At 62.0% G+C, this 14675-nt stretch carries 10 protein-coding genes and 2 pseudogenes; 5 read left to right on the top strand and 7 right to left on the bottom strand.

Annotated features, from left to right (window positions below):
* Nucleotides 1-2 precede the first annotated feature (2 nt).
* From LG385_RS25795 to LG385_RS15085, 4 genes and pseudogenes are all read right to left on the bottom strand, one after another.
* Nucleotides 3-431: pseudogene (locus LG385_RS25795) on the bottom strand (methyl-accepting chemotaxis protein); the annotation flags it as partial.
* Nucleotides 432-542: 111 nt separating this feature from the next.
* Nucleotides 543-1229: pseudogene (locus LG385_RS25790) on the bottom strand (PAS domain-containing protein); the annotation flags it as partial.
* Between the two features lie 193 nt (nucleotides 1230-1422).
* Nucleotides 1423-2604 carry a GAF domain-containing sensor histidine kinase gene (locus LG385_RS15090; protein ID WP_225774959.1) on the bottom strand — a complete coding sequence of 394 codons (1182 nt, stop codon included), beginning with the start codon at nucleotides 2602-2604 and terminating at the stop codon, nucleotides 1423-1425.
* A gap of 79 nt (nucleotides 2605-2683) precedes the next feature.
* The gene (locus LG385_RS15085; RefSeq protein WP_225774958.1) at nucleotides 2684-5275 is read right to left on the bottom strand and encodes an EAL domain-containing protein; all 2592 of its coding nucleotides are present in this window, start codon (nucleotides 5273-5275) and stop codon (nucleotides 2684-2686) included.
* Between the two features lie 265 nt (nucleotides 5276-5540).
* On the opposite strand from LG385_RS15085, the gene LG385_RS15080 reads away from it, so the two are divergent.
* Nucleotides 5541-6653: an MBL fold metallo-hydrolase gene (locus LG385_RS15080; protein WP_225774957.1), complete on the top strand. Its 1113-nt coding sequence runs from the start codon at nucleotides 5541-5543 to the stop codon at nucleotides 6651-6653.
* Here the strand turns inward: LG385_RS15080 and LG385_RS15075 are convergent, their stop codons facing one another.
* The 3 genes from LG385_RS15075 to LG385_RS15065 form a co-directional block, all read right to left on the bottom strand.
* A complete protein-coding gene (locus tag LG385_RS15075) occupies nucleotides 6654-7535 on the bottom strand; it encodes a formate/nitrite transporter family protein (RefSeq protein WP_225774956.1) in 882 nt (293 codons plus the stop codon).
* A 43-nt stretch (nucleotides 7536-7578) separates the two neighbouring features.
* Nucleotides 7579-8475, bottom strand: a complete 897-nt coding sequence (locus LG385_RS15070) for an alpha/beta hydrolase (protein WP_225774955.1) — start codon at nucleotides 8473-8475, stop codon at nucleotides 7579-7581.
* Nucleotides 8476-8557: 82 nt separating this feature from the next.
* Nucleotides 8558-9277, bottom strand: coding sequence for a hypothetical protein (locus tag LG385_RS15065; protein WP_225774954.1), 720 nt, complete (start codon nucleotides 9275-9277; stop codon nucleotides 8558-8560).
* 295 nt (nucleotides 9278-9572) lie between these two features.
* Between LG385_RS15065 and LG385_RS15060 the strand changes: the two genes are divergently transcribed.
* From LG385_RS15060 to LG385_RS15045, 4 genes are all read left to right on the top strand, one after another.
* On the top strand, nucleotides 9573-11468 hold the full coding sequence (locus LG385_RS15060; protein WP_225774953.1) for a flavin monoamine oxidase family protein: 1896 nt from the start codon (nucleotides 9573-9575) through the stop codon (nucleotides 11466-11468).
* 116 nt (nucleotides 11469-11584) lie between these two features.
* Nucleotides 11585-12484 (top strand): nitrilase family protein, encoded by a 900-nt coding sequence (locus LG385_RS15055; protein ID WP_225774952.1) that lies wholly within the window; start codon nucleotides 11585-11587, stop codon nucleotides 12482-12484.
* An 11-nt stretch (nucleotides 12485-12495) separates the two neighbouring features.
* A complete protein-coding gene (locus LG385_RS15050; RefSeq protein WP_225774951.1) occupies nucleotides 12496-13677 on the top strand; it encodes a hypothetical protein in 1182 nt (393 codons plus the stop codon).
* Nucleotides 13674-14669, top strand: coding sequence for an asparaginase (locus LG385_RS15045; RefSeq protein WP_225774950.1), 996 nt, complete (start codon nucleotides 13674-13676; stop codon nucleotides 14667-14669). Before LG385_RS15050 ends, LG385_RS15045 begins: the two co-directional genes overlap by 4 nt.
* The last annotated feature ends 6 nt before the right edge of the window (nucleotides 14670-14675 follow it).

Below are 14675 nucleotides of genomic sequence, written 5' to 3'. Positions count from 1 at the left end.
AATCACTTGCCCAGCTGGGTGGCGAACTGCGAGACCGCACTCACCACCTTCTGCGCCCCGTCCTGAATCTCCACGATCACGTTACCGGCCTGGCCGGCCAGCGCGAGCCCGTCCTGTGCCTGTTGCTTGCCGGTCGCAATCACGGTTACCGCGTCCGAGGCCAGCTTCTGGTTCTTCTGCACCACGCTGGCGATTTCTGCGGTGGCCTGGGTAGTGCGTGAGGCCAATTGGCGAACCTCATCGGCCACCACGGCAAAACCACGTCCCTGTTCGCCGGCCCGGGCGGCTTCGATCGCAGCATTCAGCGCCAGCAGGTTGGTTTGCTCGGCAATGCCGCTGATGGTCTTGATGATGGTGCTGATGATCTGGCTCTGCTGGTCGAGCGCCTCGATGCCTTCTGCCGCCTCTTGCATATGCCGGGCAAGGTCACGCATCACCGCAACGGTCTGCTGAACCACATCGGCGCCGCGATGGGCGCTGGTGTCGGTCTGCACCGAGGTGCTGTAGGCGATGTTGGCGGCATCTGCCACGGCTTTCTCACGGTTCACTTGATCGGTGATCACGGTGGCGAACTTCACCACCTTCACCAGCCGGTCGTTGGCATCGAGTACCGGGTTATAGGACGCTTCGAGCCACACGGGGCGCCCATGGCTATCCACTCGCTCGAAACGGCTGGCCACATACTCGCCCCGGCGCAGCTGTTCCCAGAAGGCGTGATAGCGGGGCGAGTTCACCTCTTCAGCGGTGCAAAACAGACGGTGGTGTTTGCCTTTGATCTGCTCCAGGCGGTAACCCATGCCTTGGAGAAAGCGATCATTGGCGGTGAGTACGTTGCCCTGGAGGTCGAATTCGATCACCGCAGTGGAGCGCAGCAGCGCTTTGATCACGCCTTCCTGTTCACGGGAGGTTTCGATGGTGCGGGTAAGATCGTTGGCATAGAGCTTGAAACCGGTAAGCACGCCTTCGCCCGTTCTGAACGGAATCATCAGCGCGCGCAGCCAGGCTTCCCGGCCATCACGGCGCAGCAGGCGCAACGCGCCGCTGAAATGCTCGCCACGTTCGCGTGCCTGCCGAGCTCGCAGGTGGAAATCGTCGCGCTTCACATGGTCGGGCACGATCTCTTCCAGCGCCTTGCCAATAAGGTCCTGGCGGCGATAGAGCATCTCCGCCTCGAAGTTCGCGTTCACGTGCTCGATGCGGCCGTGTGGGTCAATGCGGATAATGATCATGTCGGCATCCAGGCCGTCTCTGATCTGCTGAACCGACGCGACTTCCTCGCGCAAGGCTGCCAATTCTGTTTTCAGTCCCTTATTGAACATTGGGCGCACCCTGACCATAGCTGGAAGAAAGATGTCAGGGCATCGGCACCGGATCCACGTGCTTTAGATTTTTTCGCATGAGCCGACCGAAGGGCCGGCCGGATCAGGCGGGGGTGGGCAGGTTGAAAGTGAACAACGTGCCCTGCTCGGCGCTGGAGCTTGCCTGGAGCGTGCCGCCATGGGCGACGGCAATCTGGTAAGCGATGTACAGGCCCAAGCCCAGGCCATTACCGGGGCGGTTGCTGCCCCTGCGGGAGAACGGCCGGAACAACTGCGCCAGCACCTGGCTGTCCATTGGCACGCCCATGTTGTGAACGCTGATGCGCAGGCCTTGCTCGTCGCGGGTGGCGGTGACCGTCACCGGCTCGTTCTGCGCGCCGTGGAGCAACGCATTGCTCACCAGGTTGGATACCAGCTGGGTAACGCGCTCACGGTCACAATAAACGCCATCCACCGCGCCGATTTCCAGCTGTACCACGCGCTGAGGATGTATGCCTTGAAGTTCGGCCACTACCTGGCGGAGCGCATCGGCAAGGTCCGGGCACGGCTCAATCTTTACGGTAATGCCGCCGCCCAGGCGTGCCCGGGCAAAGTCCAGCACGTCCTCCACGAGGCGCGCCGCCCGCTGCCCACTGGACCTGATGTGTTCGATGATATTACGGGCGCGGTCATCTGGTGCCCGCCGCAGCAACAGCTCGGTACCCGCGTTGATCGCGAACAGAGGGTTGCGTAAGTCGTGCCCCAGCACTGCGATAAACTGCTCACGCAACTCGGCGGTTTCCTGCTCGTCCGACAGGGCTCGCTCGGTACGCCGTTGATGCCCCTCGGCCTCGATCATCACGGTCAGCAGCCTGGCGAAGGATTCGATCATGGCCGGGGCGGTGCTTTGGCGAAGCGCAACCGGCAGGGGATCGAAGGCACAGATGGTGCCGAACAGCGTGCCGTTCGGCAGGAACATGGGCACGGATACGTAGCTTTCGAAGCGATACAGGCGGGGCGTGTGGTGGTCACAGAAATCCGGATCGGCACTGGCATGGTCGATCACGATGGTGCGGTGGCTACCGCGGATCTCATCGCACAGCGTGGTATCGAGTGGCAACTCGTCGCCCGGGGCCAGCCCGAAGCCAAGCCGATCATCCACGGCACAGGCTGTCCAATGGGTATCCGTGATGCGGGCCACGGCGGCGAAACGCAGGCCTGTGGTTTCGCATACCACACGAAGCATTGCCGGTACCGCCTGTATGCGCCCGATCAGGGCGACATCTTCATTGATGCTGGTCGCCATGGGCCACTGCTCAAAAACGTTCGATGGCACAGTGTAACCATGCCGCCAGGGTTTGTAAGCAACGCCGGTTCAACGGCACTTAGCGGGCAGTGGCACGGTCGGGCATGGCAGATTCGCTCTGCCGCTGAAGCAGCGTTTCCAAAGCCTGCCTGTCGATGGGGCGGCTGAGGAAATAACCCTGCACCTCATGGCATTTGTCGGACGTCAGTACGTCCAACTGCTGCTCGGTTTCCACGCCCTCGGCGGTCACGGTCATGCCCATGGCCTTACCCAGGCTGATGATCGCGCGCACCACGGCGCGGTCGCCTTCTGCCGCGTTGCTGCCATTGAGCGCGGCAATGAACCGGCGATCGATCTTGATGCTGTCGAATGGATAAGCGCGCAAGTAGCCCAGTGACGAATAGCCCGTGCCGAAATCGTCCATGTTCAGTTTCACCCCCAACTCCTTGAGGGCCGTCATGGTGGCCAGCGCATTGTCGATGGCCGTGAGCATTACGTTCTCGGTGATTTCCAGCTCCAGCCGCTGTGCCGGCAAGCCAGTGGCGATCAAGGTTTCCCGGACATCCTTGACCACATCGCTGCGGGCGAACTGCGCTGGCGACAGGTTGACCGACACGATCAAGGGCTGTGGCCATTTGCACGCCGTTTCACAGGCCTCCTGCAGCACCCAGCGGCCCAAGGGCACGATCAGCTCGGACTGCTCCGCCAGCGGAATGAACGTATCAGGGCCGATCAGCCCATCGATGGGATGGTCCCAGCGCACCAGGGCTTCTACTGAAACAATCGCCAGACCGTTGACCTGATAGCGCGGCTGATAATGCAGTACGAACTCTTTGTTGCGTATTGCCAGGCGAAGCTCACTTTCCAGGCGGCGGCGGTGCTGGATCTGTTCGCTCATTTGCTCGGAATAGTAACGCCAGGTGTTTTTTCCCTCGGCCTTGGCTTCGTAGAGGGCGATGTCGGCGCAACGAATCAGCTCCTGGCTGTCGTAGCCCTGCAGGCGGCTTTGCGCAATACCCAGGCTGGCCCCTACGTGCAGGCTGTGCTCGCCATAACCCACAGGTTGCTGAAGGCTTTCCACCAGGCGCTGACAGAAGCGGTCGATCTCGAAGCGGTTTTCCGGGCCGCAGAGGATCAGCACAAACTCATCCCCGCCCAGGCGTGCCACCAGGTCCAGGTCCCGGGTGCAGGCCTTGAGCCGCTTGGCGATTTCCCGTAGCACCACGTCACCGGCGGGGTGCCCAAGGCTGTCGTTGATGGGCTTGAAATTGTCCAGATCGATCAGCAAGAGGGTCAGGGGAGGGCCCTCATGACGTGTAGCCAGAGCCTCTTCAAGGTAACGTCCCAGCAGGTTGCGGTTGGGCAACCCGGTAAGCGCATCGTGCAAGGACAAGTGCTGAATCTGCGCGTGGGCGGCCACTTCCTCCGTGATGTCGTTGGCCGTGCCGCGAAAGCCAAGCACCTGGCCGCCTTCGAGGATCGGCCGCGCCGATACGCGGCAATGGCGGCGGTCGTTATTGTTGTCCCGATAGGCACACCGCAGGTTGGGCGGGTTGTGCGGATGTTCAGGCAAGGAGGCGAGCCATGGCCCGATGGGTGTGGTCTCGCAACTGAGTAACTGATCGATTGGCACCCCCATCCAGGCCTCTACACCGTAGCCGGTCACCTCGGCGAAGCGGCCAGACAAGTACGTCAGCCGGCCTCGGCTGTCGGCCTCCCAGATCCAATCCGACGCGGCCTCGGCCACCGCGCGGAAGCGTTCCTCGCTGGCGGCCAGTGCCCGGTGACTGGCACGCAGGCCCCGAACGTGCTCGTCAATGTGCCGGGACGCGCGAATCGCGAAGTAAAAGAAGTAGGCCAGCAGCAGCGTGAGGATGACGCCAATGGTCAACAGCGCCGGCAGCACACTCCATAACAGCTCTCGGCCAGGTTCGGCCTGGGCCCAGGTCAGGTAGAAGCCGGTGTGGTCCAGTTGCATGCTGGCGCGCTTGCCGGGCTGGCGATCGACGCTAAGGTTCTTCAGGCCGAAACTCTCGCCCAGCAAGGCAAGCTTTTCAGGCGTCAGTTGGTCGACAAGCACCAGTACTGGCAACTGCCGCAAATCCAGGCCGGCCTTTGGGCTATCGGGTTGGATCGCCGCAGCCACCAGCAATGCCGGCCAGCCGTTGAGCAGCACGTATCGGCTGATGCCCTCCCGCTGAGGCGCTGCATTAAGGGCGGCATCCACGATGTCGGCCTGGCGTGTATCAATGAACGAGGCGAACGGGGCTTCGCTCGGCTGGCCTTTGTACAGCGCATAGCGCGTGGCGCGCCGGTCGATCACGAACACCCCTTCATAACCGGAGGTGCTGTACAGCGCGCTGCCCATGTTGCGCTCATCGAATGCCCAGGCGCGGTTCAGTGGGCCGGCTGCGAGTTGTTCGTAGGCGGTGTCCCAGATCGCATTGGTCTGCACCATGGCCAGGTTGGTGGCAAGGCGCGATTCAAGGGCTTTTTCAGTAAAGAATTGGCTCTCTTGCACATCGGCGACATCCAGCCGCCGGGCCAGGGTAAAGAGGGTTATCAACGCAGCGGCAAAGATCACGGCAAAGATCGCACCCACGATCAGCAAAAATCGCCGGGTACGCATGAACTGAGGCTGAGGGCTGACCACGGACGCGTTGGTTTCCATTTTTCGGCCATTTCCTTTTACAGAGCCGTGGGCGCTCACCAGCTGGCCGATGTGAGCGACCGTTCTTCATTTGTTATAGAAGGCGAGGTGAGCCTGCGCGCGCAAGGTTCGTAGTTATCTCGACGTAGCGCTGCGCATAGAGGTTCCCGGTAAAACCGACCGACTGTCCGGCCGCGTGGCTTGGGTTGCGGGCCGCATAGGTGCGCTGGCCAGGCGGGGTCTGTATGCTCGGCCCAACCTGGCCCAACCCCCTTCCGGAGGCCGAATGAAATCAATCCTTGTGACCGGAGCGCTATTACTGATGGCCCTGCCTCCCTTGAATGCCAGTGAAGACGATAGCCCCTTGCCGCGCTCACGCTGGGAGGAAGGCCGATACCAGAACCTGACCGTGCTCCCGCGGGATGGCGTGTGGAAAAAAGTGCGGATCGGATTCAAGTACCTGCTGTTGCGCAAGCCCCCCGAAACCCGCCCAAGCGCGCCGCTGCCCGTGCAGCCGTTGTCTCGCCAGGCACTGCTCGACGCGCCGGACAACAGCCTGTGGCGCCTGGGTCACTCCACCCTGCTGTTCAAGAGCCACGGTGATTTTTTCCTCACCGACCCGGTGTTTTCCGAGCGGGCTTCGCCGGTGCAGTGGGCCGGCCCGAAACGCTCCCACGAACCGCCGATCGCATTGGCCGAGTTGCCGCCGCTCAAGGCAGTGATCTTGTCCCATAACCACTACGACCATCTGGACCATGCCAGCGTAATGGCGTTGGCGGCCACGACCGAGCAGTTTCTGGCGCCGTTGGGCGTAGGTGACACACTGGTGGAGTGGGGCGCACCAAAGGCCAAGGTGCGGCAGCTGGACTGGTGGGAAGAAACCGAAGTGGCGGGCGTTCGTTTCGCTGCCACGCCGGCCCAGCATTTTTCCGGCCGCGGGCTGTTCGACAGCAACCAGACGCTCTGGGCGTCGTGGGTGGTGATAGCCCCGCAATGGCGGCTGTTCTTCAGTGGCGACTCAGGCTATTTCGATGGCTTCAAGCGGATCGGCGAGCGCTATGGGCCGTTCGATGTGGCGTTAGTGGAAACCGGCGCCTATAACGTCGCCTGGCCGAACGTGCACATGCAGCCGGAAGAAAGCCTGAAGGCGTGCCAGGACGTGGGCGGTCGCTGGATGGTGCCGATTCACAACGGGACCTTCGACCTGTCGATCCATTCGTGGCAGGAGCCTTTCGAGCGCATCACTCGCCTGGCCGATGCTGCGGGGGTGCCATTGGCGACCCCACGGTTGGGCGAGCGTCTCGACATGCTCCGGCCTCAGCGTGGCACCCCATGGTGGCGTGAATCCGAACCGGTGGGCTCGCCCGAGGCCAGCTCGGCAACGGCCCAGCGCCCGTGATCACTTCCCTGGCGAGCTGGAGGCGTCGCTGCGAATCTGGGCGTGGCTGATCAACGCGAAGATGAAGCTGCCACCGATGATATTGCCTGCCAGGGTCGGGCCGGCGAAGCCCAGCCAGAACTCGCTCCATGGCAGCTCGCCCGCCCACACCAGGTACGACACCTCGGCGGCGCCTACCACGATGTGGGTGAAATCGCCGAGCGCCATGAGGTAGGTGATCATCACGATGATCCAGATGCGCGCGTTATCGAGCGCGGCGATCATCCACACCATAGTGGCGATCATCCAGCCTGAGATGATCCCTTTGGAGAACATCTGCCCGGGCGCGTTTTCCATGACCTTGCGGCCGATGTCGAGAAAGGCTGCATCGGTGCTTGCATCGAAAATCGGCAGCCGTAGCATCACCCAGGACACCAGCAAGGTGCCGATGAGGTTGCCGCCCAGTACCACCCCCCACAGCCGTAACAGCCGCCCGGCGTTGGCCAGGGTAGGGTGGGTCATTACCGGGAGTACGGCGGTAAGGGTGTTCTCGGTGAACAGTTGTTGCCGCGCCAGGATCACCGCCAGGAACCCCGCCGAATAGCCGAAGCTGGCGATCACATGGCTGGGGTCGCCATCAGGAAGCCGCGCGTTGAGCAGCCCCATGGCCATCAGCGACAGGCCCATGGTGAGCCCTGCCGCCAGCGCTGACCAGAACAGCGCCGCTACGCTGCGCTCCAGTTCGTGGTCGCCCTGGCTGCGGATGATCTCGTGAAGTACTGCCGGGCGAGGCGGGGTACTTTCGTCAACTTCCTGTTTTTCGTCTGGCGAAAGGCCGGGGGTTTTCTTGTCATGCTCTGAGTGGTGCGGGTCGATTTTGTCGCGGTCTGGTTCGGTCATCATTCGTTCGCTCCGGGCGTTGAGCTACTGACTGCCGCCCGTTGCGTTAGTTGCGCGCCGCGCTTACGCCGAACAACTCGCGCACGGCCAGTGCATATTCGCGGCTGCCCACGCCCATGCTGTTGTTGTGCGTGCCCCCCGGCACCAGCAGCAATCGCTTGGGCGCCACGGCGGCGGCGAACAGGGCCTGGCTGAAGCGATCCGGTACGTATTTGTCGTCGGTGCCGTGAACGATCAGCACCGGCATGCCGATGTTGGCAATCTTGTCGACCGAATCGAATTTCTCCGAGAGGATCCAGCGAATCGGCAGCGAGGTGTCGATCACCGCCTTCGCCGCGTCCGCCATGTTGGTGAAGGTGGATTCCACGATCAGCCCGGACGCCGCCGGCGCTTCCCCCTCGCCGATCCGCTCTGCCAGCTCCACGGCGATCGCACCGCCGAGCGAATGGCCATAGATGAAGCGTTTGCCCGGGTCGGGCTGAAGGGCCACCAGGCGACTCCAGGCGGCCTGGGCGTCTTCATACACGCTGCGCTCGGAGGGCAGCGTGCCGGGGCTTTCGCCGAAGCCGCGATAGTCAATGGCGAGCACCGAGAAACCCATCTCCCGAAGCTGGCCGATGCGGCGCAGCTGTGCGGTGAGGTTCCAGCGCGTGCCGTGCAGGTAGAGCGCGGCGGGCGCACCCGGCGTTGCCGCCGGCCACCACCACGCGTGCAGGTACTGGCGGTCGCTTGCCAGGTCGGCCGCTACCGGGATGTTCATCTCCACCATGCCCTTGGGCACGCCGCTGAACCAGCTGGCCGGCCCGGGCTCGATGTTAAAGATAAGCTCGCGCTCCTTGTAGGCCAGGCGTGAGCATCCGTAGGGCGTGCCTACCGCGATGCACAGGGCAAGGAACGAGAGGGCCAGCCAGCGGCGGCGCTTTCCAGCAGGGGTCGATGCCATGTGGCTGTGCCTTGAAAAACCAAAGGTGCTGGCGTTAGGACTGTTCCAGGCGCCCTGGGTTGCACCCTCCAGGCGGGCGGCATCATGGGCGTGCTTCGCTGACCTTGCGGGCCTGCAAGGCAAGGTCGAGCAGCTCGAGCTCGTAGCGATAACGATCGGTGAGCAGGCGCAGCGCAAGGCTTCCCGCCGCCAGCCCTACCAGTAGCGCCGACACGATCGTGAGCCCGAGCATGAGCGGGGACTGCGTCAGCCCCTGGGTCAGCGCAGCGCGTATGAAGTCGAACCCGCCCAATGCCTGCAGGGCGGCGAAGCCTGTGGCGATGAGGGTAAACACTGCAACCTTTTCGCCTACGACGATAGCTGCACGGCGTTCGAGCCGGGCGACTTTCTGGGCCAACAGCAGCTGCGCCTGCTCCAGGTGGGGTGTGGTGTGGCCCAGTAACGTCTGAACGTATTTGGCCTGGATGTCGAAGTCGCTGAGCATCTGGACCAGCGTATCGCTCCGCCAGAACCGTAGCGATACGGCGGCAGCCACTATGGGGAAGCACAACGCCAACAGTATCAGCACCATGCTGGCCAGCCCGGTGAACACGCCAATGAACCGCAGCACGCCACCCAGCGGCTGCCCCAGCCAGGCCCATGCGGCGATGGCCAGCGTGATCAGGAATATCGCGATGCCCGCCCGCAGGCACCCTTTCGCGATGCGCTCGAGCAAGGCCACGAACGGCCGTTGCGGGTAGGGGCGATGAGCCCTGCATGTATTGAGAAAGCCAAGGATCGCTCTGACCTGCGGTAACAACATGGGCCGATGCCTGTTGAAGAAAAGGAACGTTTTTTTACCATCGGCGCCGGGGAGGGGACAGGGCGCCGGAGGTGTTTGGGAAATGTCCTACAGGAGTTTTCCTGTCCACACTGGTTCGGCAAAGATCTACGACCTTGTGGGGGCATTTCTACTCCGTGGGAGGGGCGGGCCCGTCACCAAGCGAAATGAGGCGGAAAATGATTAGTAGCGAGACGGTGTACCTATATACCGTTTGCGCACGACCGATAAGCCGTACAAACGCGCTCCTGACACACTGATTGCAAGGAGAGCATGCATGACTATTGGTTCAAGCTTCGATCACCCCGCACATCTTGGAGGGCACACGCCTGAGCCGGACTCATGGACCGCCCGCTATCCAAATCCCCCGGACCTTTGTTTCGACTACCGTAGGTTATTGGAGCAGCCCGGGGGGATCGGGGCGGCCGCCGACCCTCAGCGACGCATAGCAATTATTGGCGGCGGCATTGCAGGACTTTGTGCTGCGCGTGAGTTGGTTCGGATGGGGTTCGAACGTGTCACCCTGATTGAACAATCCACCCGCCTGGGGGGACGCCATTTGACCCTCGTTGATAAAGACGGCGGCTCGCCATTCGAGATGGGGGCCATGCGTATGCCGTTCTTTAATTTAACTGGTGAACCGGTAAAGGACGGGCGATCGCTCATGGCTTATTACGCCGGACTGTTTGACCTGAAGTCTTCAAACTTCCCTAACCCTGGGACACCATGGGTAACACAGACCGGAATCTATCTGCGTGACGGCTGCCTTGAGGGATCTGTTCCGAAGATGCTGCTCTGGGACAACCCGACGGGAGATGTACCGCCGCCTACGGATACCTTGTATAGGGTCCATGAAAAGTGGCTTCGCTTTGCCAAGCGGATCTGCAACGTCGTTGCTCAGTACTTCGGTACTTCGAAGTGGGAAAGCTTTTGGGCAGCAATGGTTGATCGTTACGCTTCCCTTTCTTTTCGTGAACTGGTGTTACTTGATCCGACGCCTGAAAAGGTGACTATCTCGGCTGATTTTGGTGGTTTAGGCATGAGTCGAGAAGAGTCCAGAATCTTCTATTCAATCGGCATCGGAGACGGTAGCTGGGGGGCTTTCTACGACGTGTGTTGTCTGTACCCGATCCGTACGGCGATTTTTGGGTTCAGCAGCAATCTTCAGTTGGTACACGGCCGCGTGGATTCAAGGGAACACCCGCTACCTGCTCCACCTGATTCAGTACATCCAACCGACTCGCGAGGAATGGCTTTTGATCCTCCAGCATGGCTGGGTATAGCGGCGCTCGATGACGCCATGATGTACCTACCCATTCCTGAAAAAAACGAATCGCTTTACCAGCATCTCAAAACCAGGCCCGACGGCCTTTATATGGGTACGAGCGTAACCGGCATCCGTCGCCATCTCCAAGGCTCGGTCGAGGTGGCAATGGAGATGCCGGACGGTAGCACCTCACTAGAGTTCGACGAAGTCGTTATAACCATTCCGTCCTGGGTTTTGGAAACGCAGGTGCAGGTGGAAGGTTTCGACGCCGACGTTCTTCCGTTCGAATTCATCGACGCTTGCAAGCAAGCGCATTGGGAAAGCAGTTGTAAAGTGTATCTGCCGCTCGACAAATCCTTTTTGACAGAGGGGCAGGCCATTCCGCAGATCATGGTAACGGACAGCTTTATTCATGATGTTTACGCCTACCAGTACGGGCCTGGGTATGAAACCGATTGTCTGTTGCTTAGCTACACATGGGAAGACGACGCTAATAAGCTGATGGCATTCAGTGATGTGGATCTGGTCGAGCGATGTTTAGCCGAGCTGGACCGAATCCTTATTAGGTGTACAAACATTGGAAAACCAGTGTCCCCCTATGTGGATGTATCCAATGCGCGCGTGCAGCGATGGCTGAACGATCCTAGTTCACATGGGTGCGCAAGATTGTACCGCGCCGGAACCTATGGCGATGTCGTGCGGCTAATGGCCTTCAACCGCAACCATTCTGGCCAGGCGCATCTTTATTTCGCAGGGGAGGGCTATAGCGCGGATGCCGGTTGGACCGAGCCTGCGCTTCGCCGGGCTGTTGATGCAGTGATTCATCTGGCCAGTAATACCGGTGCCGCTTTTGAGGGGGGCTTCTCCTTAGAAAGGTATCCCCGGTACTACGAACCCCAGGATTAAAGGGAGCGCTCTTCTTCCCAGACATTTCGCACAAGCCCTTCAGAAACCGGCGGGTTTCAAATCCTTATGGATGCGTATCAAATGGTGATCCATCCATTCGAATAAGAGTTCCTCTCATGAACCCGCCTTCTGACCCTGCCATCAGCCCCGTACGCGTCGCGGTAGTGCAGTTCGACCCCCAATGCGGGGTCGACAACGGCCCTTCCAACCTGGCTCAAGGCTTGGCGCTCGCCGAAAACGCAGTAGCGAACGGTGCGAACCTGATCGTGCTACCCGAGCTTTGCAATACGGGCTATGCCTTCCGTGGCCGAACCGAGGCCTATGCCCTCGCCGAGCCGGTGCCCGAGGGGCCGAGCGTGCAGTGCTGGGAGGCCTTTTCCAGCAAGCACCGCGTTTATCTGGCCGCTGGGGTGGCAGAGCGTGAGGGTGCCCGGCTTTACGACACGGCAGTGCTTGTCGGCCCCGAGGGGTACATAGGTAAATACCGCAAGGCGCACCTCTGGAATGCTGAAAAGCTTTGGTTCCGCCCGGGGGACCTGGGCTTCCCGGTATTCGAAACGGCCATCGGCCGAATCGGCCTGATGATCTGCTGGGACGTCTGGTTTCCAGAAGTGCCCCGGCTGTTGGCCTTACAGGGCGCCGACATCATTTGCAGCCTGAACAACTGGGTGTGGACGCCGCCGCCGTTGTTCGATGAAGCCGGCAAATGCATGGCCAGCTACCTCACCATCACAGCGGCGCACGCTAACAACGTATTCATTGCGGCGGCTAACCGCGTTGGTTGCGACCGGGGAGATCGTTTCCTTGGATGCTCGCTGATTGCAGGCACCAACGGATGGCCCCTTGGGCGAGTGGCCGGTGCGCAAGAGGAGACGATCCTGTACGCCGACATCGACCTCGTATCCGCCCGCAGCGCTCCGATCTGGAACAGCTTGAACGACTTGCCACGGGACCGGCGTACCGACCTTTACGATCCGATGCTGGGCTACCGGCACCACCCGATGATGCCGCGCTGAGGAGAGTGGTCATGCACGTTTCTGATAGGAAAATCGGGACTTTCGGCATTTCTCTATTCATGGTCGCCCTGATCACTGCTTCGGTGATCAGCGTACTTGCAGGCCTGGCCCTGCTGGACACGGCAGGTGCGTCCCTGGCTTGGCCGGGTTATGCAGAAATGATGTCTCATCTCGATCATCCAGCGGCTCGGTGGCGCTGGGTGCTTGGGGATATGAGCGAGGTGACCTTCTATAAACACGAGTTCGCGTCACTAGGCCTGATCGCCGGCGGGTTGCTCGCCTGGTGGATGGGGCAGAGGGGAAATCGCTGGCAGGGCTTCCCGATCGCGTATGGCAGTGGCCGCTGGCCCTGGGTGCTGCTCAGTTCCACGCTGGGGCTACTGTTGGGCAACCTGACCTGGGGCTGGGCGCTGAATGAAGGCCTGTGGCAGCCCACGTTCGTTGCCTTCGTTTCCCTGCCGGCGGCCATTGTGTTGCTGCACGGCGCAGGCTGGCGCGTGGCACTCAGCGGCGCCTTGATGGGCGCGTGGCTGGTTACGCCGGCCAGCCTGCTGCTGGTGGCCTACGTGTGTGTGCCGCTCGGCTTGCCGGTAGTAGTGGGTAACGTGGCGGGCATGGCCGTGGCAAGCCTGGTGGCGTTCGAACTGTGCCGGCGGTGGCCGGTACTGGTATCGGCACCTGCCACGCCAGCTGCTGCCCCGCAGCTACGTGAACCACAACGGCAGGGGCTGCGCTGGGGTGTGCGACGCGTGCTCGCGGACTTTTCCGAGGCACCTTTTTACGGAAATGAATGGGCAAGCGCTGGCCTGATTGGAGGGGCACTGCTGGCTTGGTGGCTCAACCCGGCCAGCCCTTTCTACGGTTCAGGCTGGCTGCCTCAACTCGTGCTGGGCCAGGCCTTGGCCTCAGCGGCTGGGGTATGGATATGGCGCCACCAATGGGCAGAGCGGGGCTGGTATCCCACCTATATCCCTCTGGTATCGCTTGTCCCGGCTTGCATCCTCGTGCTGGGCCCTGCGCCTGCGGTGATTGCCCTGAGCGCCCTCCTGGGCGCGCTATTGATGCCACCCCTGGCTGTGGCAATCAGCGGTCGCCTGCCAGCGCATGTGCACCCTTATGTCGGGAATGTACTAAGCATGGCCATCGGTGTTGTGTCCCTGGTACCCCTGGTGGGCTGGCTGGTGAATTCATGAGTAGCTTGCCACGCCTCGCGCTCGGGGCTTTGGGCGGCACGTTGAGCATGGCGGCCCGTGAGGGCGCGGAGGGGATCGTGCCAGCGGTAGGTGCCCAGGCTTGGGCCGAACGCTCGCCGGCACTGGCCAGCCTGGCCCGGGTGCAGGCTCACACCCTGTGCCTGGTGCCCAGCCCCTCGCTGGATTTCGAGCAGGTTCAGGCGGCGCTGGCGTGGGCTCGTCAGCAGGTTCGCGCCGGTGCCGCAGGGGTAGTGCTTAGCCAGGGTACCGATAACCTGGAAGAAACCGCGTACCTGCTCGGCCTGCAATGGGCCGAGCCCGTTCCGCTGGTGCTGACCGGTGCCATGCGCGGCGCGGATGACGTGGGCGCTGATGGCCCGGCCAACCTGTTGGACGCCGCCCGCGTAGCGCTCGACCCCGCCAGCATCGGCCGCGGCGCGCTGGTGGTGATGAACCGGCAGGTGCACCAGGCGGGGGACGTGCGCAAGGTCAACGCGCTGGCACTGGAGGCGTTTGCGTCGCCCAACACCGGGCCGATCGGCCATGTGATCGAAGGGCGGGTCCGCTATCGCCTCCCGCCTGCGCCATTGCCCGAGCCGCTGGTGGTGCAGCGCTTCGATCAACGCGTCGCCTTGATCGAAGCCACGCTGGGGGAGGGGCCGGAGCTGCTGCAAGGCGCCTTGCGCGCAGGTTACGCCGGTGTGGTGATCGCAGGCTTTGGCGCCGGGCATGTGCCGTCCGGGTGGGTATCCACACTGGCGCTGGCGGCGCGGCACATGCCGGTTATCGTCGCCAGCCGCACCGGTGCTGGCACCACGGCGTTCCATACCTATGGGTTCGCCGGTGGGGAGATCGACCTGCAGCGGCACGGCATTCATATGGCAGGCGAGTTGTGCCCGCGCAAATGCCGCTTGTTGTTATGGGCCCTGGTCGGGGCAGGGGCCGGCGAAAGCCTGCCGGCTCGCCTTGCTGCGGGTACGCTGGCTGCTTGAGAAACT

It is taken from the genome of Pseudomonas sp. Marseille-Q5115, from assembly GCF_916618905.1.
Taxonomy (GTDB): Bacteria; Pseudomonadota; Gammaproteobacteria; order Pseudomonadales; family Pseudomonadaceae; genus Aquipseudomonas; species Aquipseudomonas japonica_A.
The sequence above is the reverse complement of the archived record's forward strand: the minus strand, read 5'-3'. Positions and strand labels throughout refer to the sequence as shown.

Coding starts and splice junctions, on each gene's coding strand:
- LG385_RS15090 (WP_225774959.1), bottom strand. CDS start 2,604: ATGGCGACCAGCATCAATGAAGATGTCGCCCTGATCGGGCGCATACAG.
- LG385_RS15085 (WP_225774958.1), bottom strand. CDS start 5,275: ATGGAAACCAACGCGTCCGTGGTCAGCCCTCAGCCTCAGTTCATGCGT.
- LG385_RS15080 (WP_225774957.1), top strand. CDS start 5,541: ATGAAATCAATCCTTGTGACCGGAGCGCTATTACTGATGGCCCTGCCT.
- LG385_RS15075 (WP_225774956.1), bottom strand. CDS start 7,535: ATGATGACCGAACCAGACCGCGACAAAATCGACCCGCACCACTCAGAG.
- LG385_RS15070 (WP_225774955.1), bottom strand. CDS start 8,475: ATGGCATCGACCCCTGCTGGAAAGCGCCGCCGCTGGCTGGCCCTCTCG.
- LG385_RS15065 (WP_225774954.1), bottom strand. CDS start 9,277: ATGTTGTTACCGCAGGTCAGAGCGATCCTTGGCTTTCTCAATACATGC.
- LG385_RS15060 (WP_225774953.1), top strand. CDS start 9,573: ATGACTATTGGTTCAAGCTTCGATCACCCCGCACATCTTGGAGGGCAC.
- LG385_RS15055 (WP_225774952.1), top strand. CDS start 11,585: ATGAACCCGCCTTCTGACCCTGCCATCAGCCCCGTACGCGTCGCGGTA.
- LG385_RS15050 (WP_225774951.1), top strand. CDS start 12,496: ATGCACGTTTCTGATAGGAAAATCGGGACTTTCGGCATTTCTCTATTC.
- LG385_RS15045 (WP_225774950.1), top strand. CDS start 13,674: ATGAGTAGCTTGCCACGCCTCGCGCTCGGGGCTTTGGGCGGCACGTTG.